The sequence below is a fragment of the Heliomarina baculiformis genome (assembly GCF_019966545.1).
GTDB lineage: Bacteria > Pseudomonadota > Alphaproteobacteria > Rhodobacterales > Rhodobacteraceae > Heliomarina > Heliomarina baculiformis.
In genome coordinates this window covers 129,557-149,553 of record NZ_JAIMIC010000002.1, presented here as the reverse complement: position 1 = coordinate 149,553, position 19,997 = coordinate 129,557, and the positions used below count along the sequence as shown (strand labels likewise).

The window sequence follows — 19,997 nt, the reverse complement described above, 5'->3', positions numbered from 1 at the left end:
ACAGATACTTTCTTGCCTCCGGCGGGAGTATTTCGTGCAAGAGGAAAAGCTATTCGCCTCTTGGGAACCGCTTGGATTCCTCGAGTACATTCAGGTCCATGTGGTTGCGCATGTAGCGTTCGGACGCTTTCTGGAGCGGCTGGTAGTCCCAAGGGTAATAACCGCCCTGGCGCAAGGCTTCGTAAACGATCCAGCGGCGCGCCTGGCTGGCGCGTACCTCGGCATCGAAACGATCCAGATCCCATCTTGCGTCGGCTTGGGCGCGGAAATCTTCCAGTGTCTCTCGATGTGCCGGGTCTTCGGCCAAATTGGTCAGCTCGTTCGGGTCGGCATCCAGATCGAAGAGCTGTTCGGGATCAAGCGCGCAGCGGTTGTACTTGAACCGGCCGTGCCGCAGCGAGACCAGCGGCGCGTTGGAACCTTCGGCCGCGTATTCGATGGCGACCGGGGTTTCCCGCGTTGCGCTATTGGCCAGCGCCGAGATATCTTCGCCATCGGTCCAGGGTTCGATTTCCTCCATGTCGACACCGGCCAGCTTGCCAAGGGTCGGGGTGAGGTCGATGGTAGAGACCGGGGTTTCGACCAGTCCCGGTTCCATGTCCGGCGCCGAGATCATAAGCGGCACGCGGGACGAGCCTTCGAAGAAGGACATCTTGAACCAGAGGCCGCGCTCGCCCAGCATATCGCCATGGTCCGAGCAGAACACGATGATCGCTTCCTGACGGGTGTCTTCCAACACCTGCAGGATCTCGCCGATCTTGTCGTCGAGATAGGAGATATTGGCAAAATAGGCGCGACGGGAACGCGAGATGTCCTCGTCGGTGATATTGAAGCTCCGCCAGTCATTCGCGTCGAAGATGCGTTTTGAGTGCTTGTCCTGTTCCTCGTAAGGAATGGCCGGCACTTTGGGCGCCAGATGTTCGCAATCTTCGTAGAGGTCCCAGTATTTCCGGCGGGCCACATAGGGGTCATGCGGGTGGGTGAAGCTTGCCGTCACGCACCAGGGACGATCATCGCCACCGCGCGACAGGTCGTAGAGTTTCATCTTGGCGAAATGTGCGACCTCGTCGTCATATTCCATCTGGTTGGTAATCTCGGCCACGCCCGCGCCGGTCACCGAGCCCATGTTGTGATACCACCAGTCGATACGCTCGCCCGGCTTGCGGTAATCCGGGGTCCAGCCGAAATCGGCAGGGTAGATATCGGTGGTCAGCCGTTCTTCGAAACCGTGCAGTTGGTCGGGGCCAACGAAATGCATCTTGCCGCTGAGACAGGTGTAATAGCCCGCCCGGCGCAGGTGGTGGGCATAGGTCGGGATATCGCTGCTGAATTCGGCAGCATTGTCATAGACGCCGGTGCGCGATGGCAGCTGGCCGGACATGAAGCTGGCCCGCCCCGGCGCGCAGAGCGGCGAGCCGGTATAGGCATTCGCGAAGCGGGTCGAACGCGCCGCCAGCTTCTTGAGGTTCGGCACATGCAGCCAGTCGGCGGGACCGTCGGGAAACAGGGTTCCGTTCAGCTGGTCGACCATCAGAATCAGGATATTCGGTTGGGTCATTTCGGCTTTCCGATGAGGTGGGTCAGCACGTCCAGCGCATGGACGGTGGCGCGTTCGGGCGTATCGGGATCGCTGAGCGCGGCACGGATATAAAGTCCGTCGATCAGCGCGGCCAGCGTGTCGGCGGCTGCGGCCGGATCCCGGGTCAGCGGGCGCAGCGCATGGGTCAGGTTCGACCGGATGCGGCCCTGATAGACACGCCAGAGGCGCAGCGCCTCGGGCGAGGTCTGGGCGAGGACGTAGAACGTCATCCAGGCCGAGATCACGTCGGGTGTAAAGCAGGACGGCGCAAAGGACGCGCGAATTACAGCCGCCGCACGAGAGTCCGGTTCGGCCTGTTTCAGGCCCGAGCGCACCTCGTCTCCGAAATCGCGGAGGATGCGGCGCATCGCGGCGAGAAAGATCTGGTCCTTGCCGCCGAAATAGTGATGAGCCAGCGCACTGGACATGCCGGCCCGCTTCGCGATCTGGGTGACGGTCACGTCAAGGGAACCGGCTGCGCCGATTTCCGCAATTGTCGCTTTGACCAGCGCCTCGCGCCGGATCGGTTCCATTCCAACTTTTGGCATGATCTATCCCTGTCCGGTCCGGAGACAGGCTAGAAAAGGTTTATTGACTCGTCAATCAATAAAACTAAACGAGGCAGCACGCTTACTCCATGCGACGGTATTGCAGGAAGTTGCCGCGCGGCAGGAAGATCAGCGTCATCTGGTGCAAATCGATGGAATCAATGGCGAAACACTGCTTTTCCTTGGTGTCGGGTTCGTAAACGTTGAGATACGGGCCCTTGCCTGCGAAATCACCGCAGCTGTCTTCTACGCTCAGGTATTCCATGTCGCTCACCGCGCCCTGGAACACGTTCTGCCGCTCTGCGCCCAGAATCGAGAACTGCGCATTGGCATCCTCGGCCGCGTACCAGTGGCCCTGAAGCTGATGCAGCACGCGGTCATGCGGCCCGGCCGCACGCGGCAGGGCAAGGTCCATCACCACGTTCGCGCCACCATCAAAGCTCTTGGTGATATGACCGACGATGGCCAGCGGCGCGCCGGGTTCCTGCGCATTCAGGAACTCCATCACCTCGTCTGCGGTGCTTCCGTCCTGATAGGCATAAAGCTTGCGCCCCTGCCCGTGCATCGCGCAATAGGCCCCAAGGGCCGTTTCGCCGCACTCCTGGAACACCACGTTTTCCGCGATGGCCGCCCCCGGTGACGTACCCGTGGTTTCGAACTGGGTTGCCGGCTCCGGCTCCGGCACCTCACTCGCATCGGCTTGTACCGGCGTGACCGCCACCATGAGATCCGGCCCGCCTCGGGCAGCAAGCGACAGGCCGGCGACGGCAAGCGCCGAGACCGAAGCGGCACCAATGACATTCAACAGCCAGGTCATATCTTGGTCGCCCCCGAAACGGGCGTGATCGCGCGGCGTTTCAGCTGCGCCTCGCGCAGCGAAATAAACGTCACCGAGGCCAGCACCACAGCGCCACCGACCACGACCCAGACATCCATTGGTTCGCCAAAGACCAGCACACCCAGCATCGTAGCCCAGACCAGTTGCAGATAGGTTACCGGCTGGGTCACCGCGACCGGCGCGGCGGCAAAGGCCAGCGTCATCGTGAAATGACCCGTCGTCGCCAGCAGACCGACCCCGGCGAGCAGGGCAAGCTCCGTCCACGTTGGCGTTATCCAGACCGAAATTGCCATCGGCGCCAGCGCAATCGAAACCCAGACCGCCAGCATGCCGTTGACCAGCGCCGGGTTCGTCTTGTCCACCAGCACCTTGGCCAGCAAGTACGACCCGCCAAAGACAAAGGCGGCGAGCATCATCGCCCAGTGCCCAATATCGACTTCGCGCAGGCCGGGGCGCAGGATGATCATCCCGCCGATCAGCGCCACCATTACCGCCGCGATCCGACGTTTTGCCAGCTTCTCGCCAAGGAAAAGCGCCGCGCCGAGTGTCACGTAAACCGGGGAAAGATAGTTGATCGCGGTGACCTCGGCGATCGGGATGCGCGTCATCGCAAAAAACCAGAGCGCGACGCCAATCGCATGGCATAGCCCGCGGGCGCCGAACTGGAAAAACAGCTTTGGGGTCACACGGTCTTTCCGCATCGCGCCCAGAAGCGGCAAAAGCCAAATCGCACCAAGGCAGTAACGGATGAAAGCGGCTTCGGTTGCGGGCAGGCGCGACCCTACCGTCTTGACCAGCGCGTTAACCCCAACGAAGCATAAACCCGTAACCAACATCCAGAAGATGCCAACCATGGGACGTGAAGGCGTTGCGGTACTCATACATGCCTTGAACACGTTAACGGCAGTCAAGACAAGGCAATACCATCAGGATTTGACTGGCAATTTTGCCGTCACGCGGTGACTTTTTCGTCACATAAAGATGAGCTTGGCCGCAATCGCCCACATCACCGCGCCGATACAAAGGTCAAGCACCCGCCAGGCCCCGGGCCGCGCGAAAACCGGCGCCAGAAACCGCGCGCCATAGCCAAGCGAAAAGAAGAAAACAAAGCTCGCCAGCACCGCGCCGAGCCCGAACAAAAGCCTGTTTTCCGCCTGCGAAGAAACCGACCCGACCAGCACCACCGTGTCCAGATAGACATGCGGGTTAAGCCACGTGAATGCCAGAACGGTCAGCAACGCCTTGCGCAAACCTGCGCTTTCGCCGTTGCCGGAACGCAATGACTCGCCCCCGGCCATCGCACGGCGCAGGCTGAGCCCTCCGTAGGCAAGCAGAAAGGCCGCGCCGCCAAAGCGCATCACCGGCTCGAACCACGGCAATGCCACACCCAGCCGCCCGAACCCGGCCACCCCTGCCGAGATCAGCAGCGCATCAGAGAGCGCACAGGTCAGGCAGATCGCGAACACATGCTCGCGCCGCAACCCCTGCCGCAGCACGAAAGCATTCTGCGCCCCGATCGCAAGGATCAGAGAAAAGCCAAGGGCAAAGCCTGAGATGAACCCGGTATTCATATGTCCTCCGAAACTGACCCGGGTTTGACTAAAGACGCGCACGCCCGTAATCCAGTTAATTATCGTGACCCTGATTAAGTTTGGCTAATGCACTTCGATCCCGACCATCTGGCCGCGCTGACCGCGATCCTGCGGCGCGGCAGCTTTGACGCGGCGGCCCATGAACTGGCTGTCACGCCTTCGGCCGTGTCGCAGCGGATCAAGGCGCTCGAGGAACGGGTTGGCGCGACACTCATCAATCGTGGCCCGCCCTGCACCGCCACGCAGACCGGCGAACGGCTCGCCAAACATGCCGAGAATATCGGTCTCCTTGAGTCGCAGCTTGCCCGCGAGTTGCGGTTGGAACAGTCCGGCGAGACCCGGTTGCGCATCGCGGTGAATGCCGACAGCCTTGCCACGTGGTTCATTCCAGCCTTGGCCGAAGTACCGGATATCCTGTTCGAACTCGTGATCGACGACCAGGATCACAGCGCCGACTGGTTGAAACGCGGTGAGGTCAGCGCCGCCATCACCGCCAGCGCGCCCGCCGTCACCGGCTGCGATGCGACCCCGCTTGGCAGCCTGCGCTACTTTGCGACCGCCAGCCCGGATTTCGCTGCGCAGTGGTTTCCCGACGGGGTTACTGCCGTTGCGTTGGCAAAAGCGCCTTGCCTCGTCTTCAACGCAAAGGATGCGTTGCAGCGGCTCTGGCTGGAAACGCATAGCGGTCGCCGACTTTCTCCGCCCTCGCATACGATCCCGTCCACCCATGCCTTCATCGACGCGGCCCGCGCCGGGCTTGGCTGGGGAATGAACCCGGAGATCCTGTTGCAGGGTCCGCTGGAGCGCCGCGAGTTGATTGACCTTTCGCCCGGTCAGCCGCTGGATGTGGCCCTCTCATGGCAGGTCAGCCGCGTCATGGCCCCGGCGCTGGCCGATCTGACCGGCGCCGTGAAACGGGCCGCGCGCGACAGGTTGCGCCAGATATGAAAAGACCGCGGCTCATGACAGGCCGCGGTTTCCGAATTCCCTAAACTGGCTTGGCCTTACAGCTGCGCCATCACCTCGTCCGAGGCTTCGAAATTGGTGGTGACGCGCTGCACATCGTCATCGTCTTCAAGCGCATCCACCAGCTTCATCAGCTTTTGCATCGCTTCGATATCCATTTCGGTCGTGGTGGTCGGGCGCCACGCCAGCTTGGTCGATTCACTTTCGCCAAGCTCCGCTTCAAGCGCGCTGGACACTTCGTTGAGATCGGTATCGGCGCACCAGATCGTATGGCCCTCTTCCGAGCTTTCCACATCCTCGGCCCCGGCCTCGATCGCCGCCATCATCACCGTGTCCGCATCGCCCACCTCGGCGGAATAGGTGATCTCGCCCTTGCGGTCGAACATGAACCCGACCGAGCCGGTCTCGCCAAGGTTGCCGCCGTTCTTGGTGAACGTAGAACGCACGTTCGACGCGGTGCGGTTGCGGTTGTCGGTCATCGCCTCGACGATCACCGCGACACCGTTCGGGCCATAGCCCTCATAGCGGATTTCTTCGTAATCCTCGCCTTCGCCCGCCTGCGATTTCTTGATCGCGCGGTCGATCACGTCTTTGGGAACGGAATTCGACTTGGCTTCCTTAACCGCCAGACGCAGACGCGGGTTCTTTTCAGGATCCGGGTCGCCCATCTTGGCAGCAACGGTGATTTCCTTGGAGAGCTTGGAAAAGAGTTTCGAACGCGCCGCGTCCTGACGGCCCTTGCGGTGCTGGATGTTTGCCCATTTTGAATGGCCGGCCATGGATTGCCTCCGACTGTACTGATCAGGTTTGCGTCTCTATATGGCAGCCCCGCCCTGCCCCGCAAGCCCACACGCGCTGAGCAATACGCGCCACCTGCGCCGGGAACCGCCGCATCCTGCAAGACGTTGCATTCACAGTGGAATTGCGAAACGCTGTCCGCGCCTTGCCAGAATTGCCGGAACACCGACCGTATGACCACTGACCAGATGATCCTGTTCGGCCTGTTTGCAGCCGTCTTTGCCCTGCTGATCTGGGGCCGATTCCGTTACGATCTTGTGGCTTTCGGCGCGCTTCTGACCGGCGTGGTGCTGGGCGTCGTGCCAACCGACATGGCATTCTCTGGCTTTGGCCACCCCGCGACGATTGTCGTCGCGCTGGTGCTGATCGTCTCTGCCGGGCTGGTGCGCTCGGGCGCGGTGTTCCTGATCACCCGAACGATGGTCGACAGCTCGCGCCGCCTTGGCACCCATATCGCGCTGATGGGCGGGATCGGTGCGGTGCTTTCGGCCTTCATGAATAATGTCGCCGCGCTCGCCCTGCTTATGCCCGTCGACATTCAGACCGCGCGCAAGGCCGACCGTCCCCCCGGCCTCTCGCTCATGCCGCTGTCTTTTGCGACAATCCTTGGCGGCATGGTCACGCTGATCGGCACCCCGCCCAATATCATCATCGCCTCGATCCGGCAGCAATCGCTGGGCGAGTCCTTTTCCATGTTCGACTTCGCCCCCGTTGGCGGGATCGCCGCGCTTGCCGGGCTGATCTTTGTCGCTCTGATCGGCTGGCGGCTGATCCCGGACCGGGGCAAAACCTACGCCACCGCCGCCGACCTGCAACAGTATATCGCCGAACTCACCGTCCCGGACGACAGCGACCTGATCGGCAAACGTGTCGGCGAGTTGGACGAAGAGGCCGAAAAATCCGACGTGGCAATTCTTGGCCTGATCCGCGATGGCAGGCGCCGATACGGTCGCTCGGCCAATGCCATGCTGCGCGAAGGCGACAGCCTCGTAATCGACGCCACCCCCGATGCGCTCGACGAATTCCGCTCGGCCCTGAACCTCGCCTTCTCCGACCGGGACCGGGAAAAGAAACTGACCGCCGATGCCGAAGGTCTCGAAGTGGTCGAAGCGGTGGTCCCCGACGACGCCCTGATCGCCGGACGCACCGCGATGGGGATCGGTCTTGCATGGCGGCAAAGCTCGGTTCTGCTCGGCATCTCGCGCAAAGGCACGCGTATCAACGATCAGGTGCGGCGGACAGAAATCCAGCCCGGCGATATCCTCCTGCTGCTCTGCCCCAAGGGGCGCGCGCCTGATGTAATAGACTGGCTCGGCTGCCTGCCGCTTGCCCAGCGCGGGCTGAACGTGACGGCCAATGACAAGACATGGCTGTCCATCGGGATTTTCGGCGCCGCCGTCGCGGCCGCGAGCTTCGGCCTGCTCTACCTGCCCATCGCGCTGGGTATCGTTGTCACCGCCTATGTGCTGACGCGCATCCTGCCGGTGACCGAAATCTACGAGCACGTGGAATGGCCGGTGATCGTGCTGCTCGGTTCAATGATCCCCCTCGGCGCCGCGCTCGAGGAATCGGGCGGTACCCAGTTGATCGCGAACGCGCTGACCGATCTGACTGCCGGCATGCCTGCATGGGTCATCCTGACCGTGCTGATGGTCGTCACCATGACGCTCTCGGATGTGCTGAACAACACGGCCACCACCATCGTGGCCGCCCCGGTCGGCATCCAGATGGCAAAGACGCTCGATGTGTCGCCCGACCCGTTCCTGATGGCTGTGGCGGTTGCCGCCTCTTCGGCTTTTCTCACCCCGATCGGGCACAAGAACAACACGCTGATCCTTGGCCCGGGCGGCTACCGCTTTGGCGATTACTGGCGCATGGGTCTGCCGCTGGAAATTCTCGTCATCGCCGTATCCATTCCCTCCATCCTGATCTTCTGGCCACTCTGACCCGGTTGCCCCGCGCCCGTTCACCGGCATAGGCTGTCACGAACGGGGAGAGAGATACGATATGGCTGAATCGGCAGATGTGATCATCGTCGGCGGGGGTCTGGCAGGGCTGGTCGCAGCGGCGGAACTCGGTGACCGGGGCAAAAAGGTCATCCTGCTGGATCAGGAACCGCCACAATCGCTCGGCGGACAGGCCTTCTGGTCGCTGGGCGGGCTCTTCATGGTCGACACCCCGGAACAGCGCCGCATGGGCATCCGCGACAGCCACGCGCTCGCGCTGAACGACTGGATGGGGTCGGCAGGTTTTGACCGCAAAGAAGATCACTGGCCCCGCAAATGGGCCGAAGCCTACGTGGATTTCGCCGCCGGAGAGATGCGCCCCTGGCTGCATGCGATGGGCATGCGCTGGTTCCCCGTCGTCGGATGGGCCGAACGCGGCGGCAGCTTTGCCGATGGTCACGGCAATTCCGTGCCCCGGTTTCACCTCACATGGGGCACCGGGCCGGGCACGCTAGATCCGTTCCTGGCCCGCGTGCGAGAACATGAAAAAGCCGGACGCGTCACGCTGAAATTCCGCCACCGGGTCGACCGGATTTTCATGCAGAACGGCACCGCCCGCGGCGTGGCCGGGGTGGTTCTCGACCCGGATGACATGCCCCGCGGCCAAAGCAGCAACCGCGTGATCGCCGATGATTTCGCCCTTAATGCCGCGTCGGTCATCGTCACTTCGGGCGGTATCGGCGGCAATTTCGACCTGATCCGCAAGGCCTGGCCGGAACAGCGGCTCGGGCTCGCCCCCAAGCACATGATCGCCGGAGTGCCCGCCCATGTGGACGGTCGCATGATCGCGATCAGCGAAAAGGCCGGCGGTCATGTCATCAACAACGACCGCATGTGGCACTATACCGAAGGCGTGAAGAACTGGGATCCGATCTGGCCCGCCCACGGCATTCGTATCCTGCCGGGACCTTCCTCCATGTGGTTCGATGCAAAAGGCAACCGTTTCACCCCACCCGCCCTGCCGGGTTTCGACAGCCTTGCCACGCTGCGCGCCATCCTTGCCACCGGATTTGACTACAGCTGGTTCATCCTGACCCAGAAAGTCATCGAAAAGGAATTCGCGCTTTCCGGGTCGGAGCAGAACCCCGACCTGACTTCCAAAAGCTGGCGCGAAGTGATCAAGGCTAGGCTCCTCTCCGGCAAAGGCGCCCCCGCCCCGGTCGAAGCCTTCAAATCCAAAGGCGAGGATTTCGTCGTTGCCAAAACGCTGGAGGAACTCGTTCTAGGCATGAACGACCTCGCCGGCGGCAACCGGCTGGATTCCGAAAGGATCAGAGCACAGATCGAAGCACGGGACTCCCAGATCGACAACGCTTTCTGCAAGGACGCGCAGGTCATGGCGATCCGCAATGCCCGTCAGTACCGAGGAGACAAACTGATCCGGACAGCCCAGCCTCACCGCTTCCTCGACCCTCAAAACGGCCCCCTTATCGCCGTCAGACTCAACATCCTGACCCGCAAAACACTCGGCGGACTGCAGACGGACCTCGAAAGCCGCATGCTCGACTCAATCGGCAATCCGGTCCCCGGTCTCTTCGCAGCCGGAGAAGTCGCCGGTTTTGGTGGCGGCGGCTACCACGGCTACAACGCTCTTGAAGGTACGTTCCTCGGCGGCTGCATCTTCTCGGGTCGCAACGCAGGCAGATCCGACCATATTGCGTAATGGGAAACAATTGCCTCTGGCAAAACGGGGGCTCTGCCCCCACCTGTCGAAATCAGGGATTTCGCCAGCCCCCGGGATATTTGAAACCCAAAGAAGAGGATAAACTTTCCCCTGCTTCTTTGGGTCAAAAAATATCCCCGCCGGAGGCTCCCGCCTTATCGGCCTGCGCGAAGGCCCGTTACGTCACCTCGGTTCAGTCTAGAGGGGCCAGATGAAGGGAATGACGAGAGAAACCAACACAGACATGCTCAGGTTCAGCGGAACCCCAATCCGCATGAAGTCAGAGAAACGATATCCCCCCGGTCCGTAGACGAGCGTGTTGGTCTGATACCCGATCGGCGTCGCAAAGGCACAGGACGCAGCAATCATCACGGCAACCACGAGCGGACGTGGATCAAGCCCAAGGGCCGCCGCGAGGCCGATGGCAAGCGGTGTCATGATGACAGCCACCGCGTTGTTGGAAACGATTTCGGTCAGGACCGTTGTCATCAGGAAGACCACGAAAACGACAAGCGAGGGCGGCAGGCTCTTCAGCCCCGGCACCACCCCGTCGACGACGAGAGCGATCGCGCCGGTGTTATCAAGCCCCGCCCCGACCGCCAGCATCCCGAAGATGAGCGCGAGGAGGCGGCCGTCGACAAAGGAAAAGGCCTCGTCCGCGTCGATGCAGCCGGTCACCAGAACCAAAGCGACAGCGAGAACCGCGAGAAGAAGGATCGGCGCGACATTCAATGCGGCAAGGATAACGATGCTGGCCAGCGCGGCGACCGCAATCGGCGCATGACCCCGGCGATAGGCGCGGGCCGAAGGCTGTGAAACGTCGACCATTTCCATTTCGCTTGCGAGGCGCTGGATGTCAGCAGGTGCGCCTTCGAGCAGCAACGTGTCGCCAACCCGCACCACGAGATCGTCAAGCTGACGTCCAATGTTCTGGTTCCTGCGGTGCACCGCCAGAACATAGACACCATAGCGCCGCCGCAGCCGCAGCCCGCCCAGCGCGCGGCCGACCATCTTGCATTCCGGCGTGATCAGCACTTCGACGGTGCTGGTCTCGACCGCCGAAACCTGATCGACGCGCTTCAATTCCTTGTTGTTCTGCAGGCTCAAAAGCTCGGTCATCTGGGTCCGCAGAACCACCCGGTCGCCGACTCGCAGCTCCACGCCCTTGAGATTGCGGCGCAACGAAACATCGCCCCGGATCACGTCGATCAGCCGCACGCCTTCGCGTTTGAAAAGCTGGACTCCGGTGACTTCGCGGCCGATCAGGTTGGAGTCGGGCGGGATCACCGCCTCGGTGAAGAACTTCATCTTGGACCGGTCCGAGAGCATGTTTGCCATGCTGTCGCGATCCGGCAGCAGGCGCGGACCAAGGACGATCATGTAGAGCAGACCCCAGGCGCAGACCACAAGGCCGATCGGCATGATTTCAAGGATACCAAAGGGTTCAAGCCCCTGCGTTCGGGCGACGCCGTCGACCAGCAGGTTCGTTGAGGTCCCGATCAGGGTCAGCGACCCGCCCATGATCGCCGCGTAGCTGAGCGGGATCAGCAGCTTGGAGGCCTTGGTACCCAGTGTCTGGGACAGCTGCACAAAAACCGGGATCATGACCACCACGACAGGTGTGTTGTTCATCACGGCCGATCCAGCCATCACCATCGCGATCACGCCGGTTATCGCCAGTTTGGGATGGGTGCGGCCATAGCGTTCGGCCGCCCTTGTGAGAACATCGAGCGCACCGGTCCGCACCAGCGCGCCCATGATGATGAACATGGCCGCAATCGTCCAGGGTGCCGGGTTCGACAGTACGGGCAGCGCCGCATCATAGGGCAGCACCCCGGTCACCAGCATCAGGGCGACTCCGGCAATAGCCACGACTTCTGTCGGGAAGGTCTCGCGCAGGAAGAGCGCAAACATGCCCACAACGATGATCAGCGAAAGAACCGCGCTGCCGGTTTCCGAGAGGGCGAGTAACTGCATTTACAAAATTCTTTCTGGCACCAGAAAACAGACGCCGGTTAATGCGTATTTTCGCCGATTGCGGCCTGTTCGGCAACAGCTTCGTTCCTGCGCGGCTGAACCAGCATCACACCGGCCAGCACGATGCCAAGCGCCGCCCAGATATAGGGCGAATAGGTCTCGCCAAGGATCTGCATCGCCCAGAAAACGCCGAACCCCGTCACCACATAGCTGACCTGCACGGCAAAAACCGCGCCCGCACGGCCCACCAGCCACACATAGCCCGCATAGACGACAACATGAATCAGCGCCGAGCCGATCAGCGCCCATTCCGGCGCCCCATAGGGGCGCAGCGGCGAGATGAACTGCCCCGTCGCAAGGGCCAGCGGCAGCGCCATGATCGCACCGATCAGCGAGGCGCCAAAGAGCACGCGGATCGGGTCGAGCCCGGCAGTGCCCCAGCGCGCGACGAAGTTGCCCTCAAAAGCGTAGAACAGCGGCGCGACCAGCCCCAGCGGGACCCAGGCCAGCATCGCCGCATCGGGCAGGGACGCATCCGGCAGGATCAATAGCAACACACCGGCCAGCCCTGCCAGCAACCCCAGCAGGCGGCGGGGCGCGAATTTCTCAAGCCCCAGCGCCAGCGCCATGGGAAAGGCCAGCATCGGCACCAGCGACAGCAGGATCGACAGAACCCCCGATGGCAGATGCGCAATCGCCTGGTAAGAGGCAGAGTTGGGAATGATCGTGCCCGCCAGCGCCACCACAAGATAGACCCGCAGGGTATCGCGGTTGAATGGCAGACGACGGCGCTGCGCCAGCGATACCGCCCCAAAGGCCACCGTGCCGATTGCGAGTTGCCAGAAGATCAGGCCGAAATGCCTGTGCCCGGTGCTGACCGCGATCTTGCCCAGCGGCTGCGTCAGCCCCCAGCCCGCGCCGATCAGCAGCAGCATGCCGGTAAAGAACAGCAGCTCGCGGCGGGGCATATCGGGCGTGGCGGGCAGGCTCATGGGGTGGCTTCTTGCAGCCTTCCGCCCACCCGGATCATCGAAATCCGCTCGGCCTTGCCGGTTTTGTCATCGGTTTCGACAAAGACACCGGAGAGGGTCGCTTCGCCTTCGGCCGGGCTGAACCGTCCCTTGGGCATGCCGGTGATGAAACGGCGCATCGGCTCGGCCTTATCCATGCCGATGACCGAGTTGTAATCGCCGCACATGCCCGCATCGCTCTGGAACCCGGTGCCGCCGGGCAAAATCTGCGCATCCGCCGTCGGCACATGGGTATGGGTGCCGACGACGAGGCTGGCGCGCCCGTCGCAGTAATGACCCATCGCCATCTTTTCCGAGGTCGCCTCGCAATGCATGTCAACCAGCACCGCAGCCGCCTGACCGCCCAGCGGATGCGCCTTCAGCACCGGCTCGATGGCGGAAAACGGATCGTCAAAGGCGCGCTTCATGAACACCTGCCCAAGCACCTGCACCACCAGCACCTTTTTGCCGGATCTCGTGGTGAACAGCCGGTATCCTTTACCCGGCGCGCTCTTGGCGAAATTGATTGGGCGGATGATGCGCGGCTCGGACTCGATGAACTGCATCATGTCGCGCTGGTCAAAGGCATGATCGCCCAGCGTCAGGCAATCCGCCCCCGAGTCGAGCAAAAGCTTGGCATGATCGCCGCTCAACCCCATGCCGTTGCTGGAATTTTCACCGTTCACCACCACGAAGTCGGCGCGCCATTCCTCGCGCAGACGTGGCAGGTTTTCCTGGATGGCCTTGCGCCCGGCGCGGCCCATCACATCGCCTAGAAAAAGAAGTCTCATGAAGAGGTTGGTAAGTGGCGGTTTGAACAAGGACAAGGCCCTTTTGCCACGACCACGCGTCGCTAGCGCCCCGAGAGCTGCAAAACACTGCTTTCCGTCACGATCATGTCAAGCGGCTGATCGGTCGGCTCAAGCGGCAGCGTTTCGGTTTCCTGCGCGCCATAGGCAAAGCCGATGGCCAGAACCGGCCCCTTTGCCCGCAAGCCCTCGAGCGTCCGGTCATAAAACCCGCCACCATAGCCCAACCGCCCGCCCTGCCGGTCAAAAGCGACCAGCGGCACGATGAGGATTTGCGGTTCCATCCAAGCCTCGACCACCGGGATCTGCGCGCCGAACGGGCCATCTTTCATCTCGCTGTCCGGCTCCCATCGGGAAAACCGCAGCGCCTGCCCCGCGCCCATGATCACGGGCACACCAACCGGCCCGTGGGCGGCTGCTTCGGCCATCGCGGGCAGCGGGTTGATCTCGGTGCGCATCGGCATATAGCCCGCCAGTGGCACGCCGCGATATCCGGCCAAAACTTCGGACAAGTAACCCGATGCGGCATAAGCGCCGGCATGGGCCATGCGGCGCCGCTCGAACGCCGCCTTCCGCGCCGCGGCTTTCTGTTCTTCCAGCGTCATAGCAGGTAGATCGAGGCAAAGCCGAGAAAGGCAAAGAAACCAACCACATCCGTCACAGTGGTGACAAAGGTGCCCGAGGCAAGCGCCGGGTCGACCTTGAATTTCTCTAGCGCAATCGGAATCACCGTGCCCGCCAACCCGGCCATGACAAGGTTGATGACCATCGCCGCCGCGATCACGATCGCAAGCCTGACCGATCCGAACCAGATCAGCCCGATGATCCCCATGGTCAGCGCAAAGGCCGTACCGTTGACCACGCCCACCAGCACTTCGCGCCGGATCACCCGCCAGACGTTCGAGCCGGTCAGGTCGCGCGTGGCCAGCGCCCGTACCGCAACCGTCATCGACTGCGTTCCTGCATTGCCGCCCATCGAGGCCACGATGGGCATCAGCACCGCCAGCGCCACGAATTGCGTGATCACCGCGTCGAACTGGGCAATGACCAGCGAGGCAAGGATCGCCGTGGCAAGATTCACAAGCAGCCACGGAAAGCGGCCCCTGACCGTCTCAACAACCCGGTCGGTCAGAGAGCTCTCGCTGACACCGGCGAGCAGCAGCAGGTCTTCCTCGTGTTCCTCTCCCATGACGATCATCGCGTCGTCGATGGTGATCTGACCGACCAGCCGACCTTCCTGATCGACCACCGGGGCCGAAATCAGGTGGTACTGGTTGAACGCATAGGCCACGTCTTCCTCGTCCTGATCAATCGGGATCACGCGGAACATATCCTCGGTCAGGTCGGCCAACGCGATTTCCCGACGCGCCGCCATGACCCGGCCCAGCGCCACGTTGCCCACCGGATGCAGGCGCGGATCGACAAGGATGATGTGATAGAACTGGTCCGGCAGGTTGTCGTTGCTGCGCATGTGGTCGATGGCCTGCCCGACATTCCAGTGCTCGGGCATCATCACCACTTCGCGCTGCATCAGACGACCAGCGGATTCTTCCGGGTAGCTCAGCGCCTGCTGCACGGCGAGCCGGTCAGCGTCGGGCAGCGCGCCAAGGATCGCATCCTGCTGCCCCTGCTCAAGATCCTCGACAAGGTCGACAACATCGTCACTGTCCAGCTCGCGCACGGCTTCGGCCAGCACTTGCGGCGAGAGCAGCGAAATCACCTCTTCGCGCACCGACTCGTCGAGTTCCGACAGGATTTCCCCGTCGAATTCCCGGTCATACAGCCGGACCAGCCGGGTCCGGTCATAGGCATTGATCTGTTCGAGAAGGTCGGCGATGTCGGCCGCGTGCAGCGGCTCCATCAGCTCGATCAGCTTTTCGCGGTCATCGATGTCCACCGCATAGAGAATCGCGGCCACCGTCTTTCGATTGAGGGGGTTGTCCTCCTCGTCGTCCAACAGGTCCAGTTCCTCTACGTCAGCTTCGGTTTCCATCGGCGCCCTTTCCTCGATTGACCGCAACTTAGAAGAAGCTGTCGGTTAGAAACAATGACAATAGCGCAATTTACCCCGCCGTCCCGTCCGATTATCCTCGGCCGGAAATCAAGCGGGCAGGATCATGCAGACAGAGACCATTCTCACCGGGCAGGTGCTGTCCTTTACCGGCTCTCCCTTCGGGCAAAACGCGGCCGACGCCGCCCGTTTCGATGAGGCCGTCGGCATTGGTGGCGGCCGGATCACCGCGCTTGGCACACTCGACGAGCTGCGCACCGCCGCGCCCCAAGCTCGCGTGGAAAACTACGGCGACAAAATCATCTTGGCCGGTTTCGTCGATGCCCATGCACACTATCCGCAGACCGCGATCATCGCGAGCTGGGGCAAACGGCTGATCGACTGGTTGAACAGCTATACCTTTCCCGAGGAAATGCGCTTTGGCGATCCCGGCTACGCGCGTGAGATCGCGTCGCGTTACCTCGACCTGACAATCGCCAACGGCACGACGACAGTCGCGACCTATTGCACGATCCATCCTGAAAGCGTCGATGCGATCTTTTCCGAGGCACAGAAGCGCGGGCAGAGGATTGTCGCGGGAAAGACCTGCATGGATCGCGACACCGCCCCCGAAGGCCTGCGCGACACCGCGCAATCGGCCTATGACGACAGCCGCGCCTTGCTGAACCGCTGGCATGGGGTGGACCGGCTGTCCTATGCGATCACACCGCGGTTTTCGCCGACCTCCAGCGTCGAACAACTCGAAGCGCTGGGCGCGCTCTGGGCCGAGCACCCGGACTGCCTCATGCAGACACATCTTTCCGAACAGGTGGACGAGATCAAATGGGTGCTGGGCCTCTACCCCGATGCGCGTGATTACCTCGACACTTACGAAGCGCATGGCCTGCTTGGAGATCGCGGGCTTTACGGCCACGCGATCCACCTAGAGCCGCGCGAGCGCGACCGGCTGACGGAAACCGGCGCTGCGCTGGTCCATTGCCCGACCTCGAACACCTTCATCGGTTCGGGTCTCTTTGACATGGACGGGTTAATGCGGGCGGGGCAGCAGGTGGCGCTGGCCACGGATACCGGCGGCGGGTCATCCTTTTCCATGCTGCGCACCATGGCCGCCGCCTATGAGATCGGCCAGTTGCGGGGTCGCGCGCTGCACGCGGCCGAGCTCCTGTGGCTTGCGACCTGCGGCTCGGCCCGCGCGCTTCATCTGGGCGACAAGATCGGCAATATCGCCCCCGGCATGGAGGCGGATCTTGTGGTGCTGGACCCGGGCGCGACGCCTGTACTTGCCCAGCGCACCGCCCGGGCCGGGGACATGTGGGAGACGCTGTTCGCGCTGATCATGCTGGGCGATGACCGGGCCGTCAGTGATGTCTGGATCGGCGGAGGGCGCGTGGCCTGAATGCCGCCGCTGTCGCGGCGACAGCCTCCGGCGGGGATATTTTTTGACCCAAAGAATGAAGGATCGGGGTTTCAGCAGCCCGGTCGGCCCAACACCATGACCCAGATATTGCCGGTCTGCCGGGCAAGCGCGAATTCCGTGACCCGGTCGAGGAACATGTTGCGCCTATGAGACGGGGAGCCGATCCATCCCGCCATGACCTCATCGAGCGAGGGCTGCCCTTTCGCGATATTCTCGGCGATGGTGCAATAGGCGTAGCCGGTTTCCATTGCGCGCTGACCGACGTCGGACCCGTCCGAGCCGGTGTGAGAGAAAAACCCGTTTTCCGCCATATCAACGGCGTGGCGCTCGGCCACTTGTTGCAGCGTGTCGGATTGCGTCAGCGCTGGCAGGCCTTCGCTGGCGCGGAAGTCGTTCAGCGCCTGTGCCGCCCTGGCGACTGGCTCGGCCCGTGCCGCACCGGTTGCGAGCGTTGCTGTGATCAGAAGCGAAACGAGAAAGCGGATCATCATGCGGACTCCATAAGTTGCCGGGTCAGCCGGTTCTGGCGTTCGACGAGATGCGGCAGGTCGAGTGTCACGAGCTGACTGTCGCGCACGACCTCGCGACCCTGTACCAGCAGGTCGCGCACCCGCATCGGACCGGCGAGCAGCAGCGCGGCCGGATCCCAGCTTCCGGCGGTGTCGACGCCGGAGATGTCCCAGATCGCGATATCGGCGCATTTGCCCGGTTCGATCCGGCCGCAATCGGGGCGGCCCAGCACTTCCGCCCCGCCCCGCGTGGAGATTTCCAGCGTTTCCCGTGCACTCATCGCATCTGCCCCCCGTGTGACCCGCTGCAACAGCATTGCCTGCCGCGCTTCGGCCACGAGATTGCCGGTATCGTTGCTGGCCGAGCCATCGACGCCCAGCCCCACCGGCACACCGGCATCGCGCATCGCCCGGACCGGCGCGACGCCGGAGCCGAGGCGGCAGTTGGAGCAGGGGCAATGGGCGACTCCGGTTTTCGAGCGTGCGAAAAGATCGACCTCGCCTGCGTCGAGTTTTACGCAGTGGGCATGCCAGACATGCGGCCCGGTCCAGCCGAGTTCTTCGGCATATTGCCCCGGACGGCAGCCGAAGTTCGCCTCGCTATAGGCGATATCCTGATCGTTTTCGGCCAGATGCGTGTGCAGCATGACCTGCTTGTCAGCCGCCAGCAGGGCCGTGTCGCGCATCAGCTCGCGACTGACGGAGAAGGGCGAACAGGGGGCAAGCCCCACACGGCACATGGCACCTTCGGCGCTGTCGTGAAAGGCGTCGACGACGCGGATGCAATCCTCGAGAATGTCGCGCTCGGCTTCGATCAGACTCTCGGGCGGCAGACCGCCCTTGCTTTCCCCGATGCTCATCGAGCCGCGTGTGGGGTGAAAGCGCAGACCGACCTCGGCGGCGGCGGCGATGGAATCGTCCAGCCTCGCCCCGTTGGGCATGATGTAGAGGTGATCCGAGCTTAGCGAACACCCCGACAGCGCAAGTTCCGCCAGCGCCACCTGTGTCGAGACGTGGATTTCCTCGGGACCGAGCCTTGCCCAGATCGGGTAGAGCACCTTGAGCCAGTCGAAGAGCAGCGCATCCTGCGCCGCCGGTACCGCGCGGGTCAGCGACTGAAACATGTGGTGATGCGTATTGACCAGACCGGGCGTGACCAGACAGCCGCGTGCCGGGATGACCTTACCCTTGGTGGTAAGATCTTTGCCGATCTCTGTAATCTTGCCGTCCCGGATCAGCATATCGGCCCCGGCCAGTTCGCGCCGGTCGCCATCCATGGTCAGCAGCCGATCGGCATCCTTGATCAGTATTTCCTGCATTCACGTCTCCGTGCCAAAGAAATGCCGTCTCATGGAAAACATCCATTGGCACGATCGGAAAACGACGAAGAGATCGCGCATTGGCCCTAGATACGCAGCCGGTCCGACCGGATCAAGGCAAAGCTACGAATGCAAGATCAGGGGGTTGGCGTGTCGCGCAAAAGGTCCAGCGCGGCGCGGTGCAATGCCGGGTTCGGTGCCGCAAGGCAGCGCCCGCCCTGATGCGCCGGTCCGCCCTGCCAGTCGGTGACGACGCCGCCCGCCGCCTCGATTACCGCGATTGGCGCCTGAATGTCATAGGCGTTCAGTCCGGCTTCGATCACGAGATCGATCTGCCCGGCCGCCAGCAAGGCATAGGCATAGCAGTCCACGCCATAGCGAGTCAGGCGGACGTTTTCGGCCACCCGCCGGAACGCCTCGCCCTCGGCCGGCGTGCCGACTTCGGGGAATGTGGTGAACAGAATGGCCTCGGCCAGCGTCGCGGTTTTCTTGACGAAGAGGTCACGCGGCCCCAAGGGGCCGGTCATCCCGGCATGGCCCAGCCCGCCGGAGAAACGCTCGCCCGTATAGGGCTGGTCGATCACGCCAAGAAATGGCCCATTCTCATCGCCCAAAGCAATCAGCACGCCCCATGTGGGGGTGCCGGAAATGAAACCGCGCGTGCCGTCAATGGGGTCAAGCACCCATTGACGTCCGCTGGTGCCCTCTTGCTGACCAAATTCCTCGCCAAGGATCGCGTCCTCGGGTCGATGCTCGGCCAGAACCGCCCGCATCGCCTCTTCGGCGGCGCGGTCGGCGATGGTGACCGGGTCAAACCCTTCGGCCAGCTTGTTTTCGGCGCTGAGATTGGCCTGCCGGAAATGCGGCAGAATGGCCTTGCCGGCCGCATCGGCCAGCAAGTGCGCAACATCCATATCGGTGAGGGCAGCAGAAGTCATAGCTTCCACTGCCATCA

18 protein-coding genes are annotated in these 19,997 nt (G+C 62.6%); 4 read left to right on the top strand and 14 right to left on the bottom strand.

What is annotated here, in order from left to right:
* Positions 1-49: 49 nt before the first annotated feature.
* The 5 genes from betC to MF268_RS04295 all read right to left on the bottom strand — a co-directional run bounded on the left by betC (position 50) and on the right by MF268_RS04295 (position 4,536).
* On the bottom strand, positions 50-1,558 hold the full coding sequence (gene betC, locus MF268_RS04315) for a choline-sulfatase (RefSeq protein WP_238369682.1): 1,509 nt from the start codon (positions 1,556-1,558) through the stop codon (positions 50-52).
* Positions 1,555-2,127 carry a choline-binding transcriptional repressor BetI gene (gene betI, locus MF268_RS04310; RefSeq protein WP_238369681.1) on the bottom strand — a complete coding sequence of 191 codons (573 nt, stop codon included), beginning with the start codon at positions 2,125-2,127 and terminating at the stop codon, positions 1,555-1,557. The genes betC and betI overlap by 4 nt, the downstream gene beginning before the upstream one ends.
* Before the next feature lie 82 nt (positions 2,128-2,209).
* Complete coding sequence (locus MF268_RS04305) at positions 2,210-2,944, bottom strand: hypothetical protein (protein ID WP_238369680.1); 735 nt, start codon at positions 2,942-2,944, stop codon at positions 2,210-2,212.
* Positions 2,941-3,846 carry a DMT family transporter gene (locus tag MF268_RS04300; RefSeq protein WP_273544896.1) on the bottom strand — a complete coding sequence of 302 codons (906 nt, stop codon included), beginning with the start codon at positions 3,844-3,846 and terminating at the stop codon, positions 2,941-2,943. The genes MF268_RS04305 and MF268_RS04300 overlap by 4 nt, the downstream gene beginning before the upstream one ends.
* Before the next feature lie 90 nt (positions 3,847-3,936).
* On the bottom strand, positions 3,937-4,536 hold the full coding sequence (locus tag MF268_RS04295) for a LysE/ArgO family amino acid transporter (RefSeq protein ID WP_238369678.1): 600 nt from the start codon (positions 4,534-4,536) through the stop codon (positions 3,937-3,939).
* A gap of 87 nt (positions 4,537-4,623) precedes the next feature.
* On the opposite strand from MF268_RS04295, the gene MF268_RS04290 reads away from it, so the two are divergent.
* A complete protein-coding gene (locus MF268_RS04290) occupies positions 4,624-5,505 on the top strand; it encodes a LysR family transcriptional regulator ArgP (RefSeq protein ID WP_238369677.1) in 882 nt (293 codons plus the stop codon).
* Positions 5,506-5,561: 56 nt separating this feature from the next.
* Here MF268_RS04290 and MF268_RS04285 read toward each other — a convergent pair whose 3' ends face one another.
* Positions 5,562-6,302: a YebC/PmpR family DNA-binding transcriptional regulator gene (locus MF268_RS04285; protein WP_088633892.1), complete on the bottom strand. Its 741-nt coding sequence runs from the start codon at positions 6,300-6,302 to the stop codon at positions 5,562-5,564.
* 192 nt (positions 6,303-6,494) lie between these two features.
* On the opposite strand from MF268_RS04285, the gene MF268_RS04280 reads away from it, so the two are divergent.
* Positions 6,495-8,267, top strand: a complete 1,773-nt coding sequence (locus MF268_RS04280) for an SLC13 family permease (protein WP_238369676.1) — start codon at positions 6,495-6,497, stop codon at positions 8,265-8,267.
* Positions 8,268-8,328: 61 nt separating this feature from the next.
* On the top strand, positions 8,329-9,990 hold the full coding sequence (locus MF268_RS04275) for an FAD-binding dehydrogenase (protein WP_238369675.1): 1,662 nt from the start codon (positions 8,329-8,331) through the stop codon (positions 9,988-9,990).
* A 198-nt stretch (positions 9,991-10,188) separates the two neighbouring features.
* Here MF268_RS04275 and MF268_RS04270 read toward each other — a convergent pair whose 3' ends face one another.
* The 5 genes from MF268_RS04270 to mgtE form a co-directional block, all read right to left on the bottom strand.
* Positions 10,189-11,967: an SLC13 family permease gene (locus MF268_RS04270; protein ID WP_238369674.1), complete on the bottom strand. Its 1,779-nt coding sequence runs from the start codon at positions 11,965-11,967 to the stop codon at positions 10,189-10,191.
* 38 nt (positions 11,968-12,005) lie between these two features.
* Positions 12,006-12,959 carry a DMT family transporter gene (locus tag MF268_RS04265; RefSeq protein ID WP_238369673.1) on the bottom strand — a complete coding sequence of 318 codons (954 nt, stop codon included), beginning with the start codon at positions 12,957-12,959 and terminating at the stop codon, positions 12,006-12,008.
* Positions 12,956-13,768, bottom strand: coding sequence for a TIGR00282 family metallophosphoesterase (locus MF268_RS04260; protein ID WP_238369672.1), 813 nt, complete (start codon positions 13,766-13,768; stop codon positions 12,956-12,958). The genes MF268_RS04265 and MF268_RS04260 overlap by 4 nt, the downstream gene beginning before the upstream one ends.
* 62 nt (positions 13,769-13,830) lie before the next feature.
* Positions 13,831-14,391 carry a 5-formyltetrahydrofolate cyclo-ligase gene (locus MF268_RS04255; protein WP_238369671.1) on the bottom strand — a complete coding sequence of 187 codons (561 nt, stop codon included), beginning with the start codon at positions 14,389-14,391 and terminating at the stop codon, positions 13,831-13,833.
* Positions 14,388-15,779, bottom strand: coding sequence for a magnesium transporter (gene mgtE / locus MF268_RS04250; RefSeq protein WP_238369670.1), 1,392 nt, complete (start codon positions 15,777-15,779; stop codon positions 14,388-14,390). Before mgtE ends, MF268_RS04255 begins: the two co-directional genes overlap by 4 nt.
* 124 nt (positions 15,780-15,903) lie before the next feature.
* Here mgtE and guaD point away from each other — a divergent pair, with 124 nt between their 5' ends.
* Positions 15,904-17,193 carry a guanine deaminase gene (guaD, locus tag MF268_RS04245; protein WP_238369669.1) on the top strand — a complete coding sequence of 430 codons (1,290 nt, stop codon included), beginning with the start codon at positions 15,904-15,906 and terminating at the stop codon, positions 17,191-17,193.
* Between the two features lie 71 nt (positions 17,194-17,264).
* Here the strand turns inward: guaD and MF268_RS04240 are convergent, their stop codons facing one another.
* The 3 genes from MF268_RS04240 to hisN form a co-directional block, all read right to left on the bottom strand.
* Positions 17,265-17,705 carry a CAP domain-containing protein gene (locus MF268_RS04240; protein ID WP_238369668.1) on the bottom strand — a complete coding sequence of 147 codons (441 nt, stop codon included), beginning with the start codon at positions 17,703-17,705 and terminating at the stop codon, positions 17,265-17,267.
* A complete protein-coding gene (locus MF268_RS04235) occupies positions 17,702-19,042 on the bottom strand; it encodes an 8-oxoguanine deaminase (RefSeq protein WP_238369667.1) in 1,341 nt (446 codons plus the stop codon). Before MF268_RS04235 ends, MF268_RS04240 begins: the two co-directional genes overlap by 4 nt.
* A gap of 137 nt (positions 19,043-19,179) precedes the next feature.
* The gene (gene hisN, locus MF268_RS04230; protein ID WP_420485412.1) at positions 19,180-19,995 is read right to left on the bottom strand and encodes a histidinol-phosphatase; all 816 of its coding nucleotides are present in this window, start codon (positions 19,993-19,995) and stop codon (positions 19,180-19,182) included.
* Positions 19,996-19,997: the final 2 nt, after the last annotated feature.

What these genes read in the sequence shown, in the direction of transcription:
- MF268_RS04280 (WP_238369676.1), top strand. Translation starts at nt 6,495, where the DNA reads ATGACCACTGACCAGATGATCCTGTTCGGCCTGTTTGCAGCCGTCTTT.
- betC (WP_238369682.1), bottom strand. Translation starts at nt 1,558, where the DNA reads ATGACCCAACCGAATATCCTGATTCTGATGGTCGACCAGCTGAACGGA.
- MF268_RS04295 (WP_238369678.1), bottom strand. Translation starts at nt 4,536, where the DNA reads ATGAATACCGGGTTCATCTCAGGCTTTGCCCTTGGCTTTTCTCTGATC.
- MF268_RS04285 (WP_088633892.1), bottom strand. Translation starts at nt 6,302, where the DNA reads ATGGCCGGCCATTCAAAATGGGCAAACATCCAGCACCGCAAGGGCCGT.
- MF268_RS04290 (WP_238369677.1), top strand. Translation starts at nt 4,624, where the DNA reads ATGCACTTCGATCCCGACCATCTGGCCGCGCTGACCGCGATCCTGCGG.
- MF268_RS04300 (WP_273544896.1), bottom strand. Translation starts at nt 3,846, where the DNA reads ATGAGTACCGCAACGCCTTCACGTCCCATGGTTGGCATCTTCTGGATG.
- MF268_RS04270 (WP_238369674.1), bottom strand. Translation starts at nt 11,967, where the DNA reads ATGCAGTTACTCGCCCTCTCGGAAACCGGCAGCGCGGTTCTTTCGCTG.
- hisN (WP_420485412.1), bottom strand. Translation starts at nt 19,995, where the DNA reads ATGGCAGTGGAAGCTATGACTTCTGCTGCCCTCACCGATATGGATGTT.
- guaD (WP_238369669.1), top strand. Translation starts at nt 15,904, where the DNA reads ATGCAGACAGAGACCATTCTCACCGGGCAGGTGCTGTCCTTTACCGGC.
- betI (WP_238369681.1), bottom strand. Translation starts at nt 2,127, where the DNA reads ATGCCAAAAGTTGGAATGGAACCGATCCGGCGCGAGGCGCTGGTCAAA.
- mgtE (WP_238369670.1), bottom strand. Translation starts at nt 15,779, where the DNA reads ATGGAAACCGAAGCTGACGTAGAGGAACTGGACCTGTTGGACGACGAG.
- MF268_RS04305 (WP_238369680.1), bottom strand. Translation starts at nt 2,944, where the DNA reads ATGACCTGGCTGTTGAATGTCATTGGTGCCGCTTCGGTCTCGGCGCTT.
- MF268_RS04255 (WP_238369671.1), bottom strand. Translation starts at nt 14,391, where the DNA reads ATGACGCTGGAAGAACAGAAAGCCGCGGCGCGGAAGGCGGCGTTCGAG.
- MF268_RS04235 (WP_238369667.1), bottom strand. Translation starts at nt 19,042, where the DNA reads ATGCAGGAAATACTGATCAAGGATGCCGATCGGCTGCTGACCATGGAT.
- MF268_RS04265 (WP_238369673.1), bottom strand. Translation starts at nt 12,959, where the DNA reads ATGAGCCTGCCCGCCACGCCCGATATGCCCCGCCGCGAGCTGCTGTTC.
- MF268_RS04275 (WP_238369675.1), top strand. Translation starts at nt 8,329, where the DNA reads ATGGCTGAATCGGCAGATGTGATCATCGTCGGCGGGGGTCTGGCAGGG.
- MF268_RS04240 (WP_238369668.1), bottom strand. Translation starts at nt 17,705, where the DNA reads ATGATGATCCGCTTTCTCGTTTCGCTTCTGATCACAGCAACGCTCGCA.
- MF268_RS04260 (WP_238369672.1), bottom strand. Translation starts at nt 13,768, where the DNA reads ATGAGACTTCTTTTTCTAGGCGATGTGATGGGCCGCGCCGGGCGCAAG.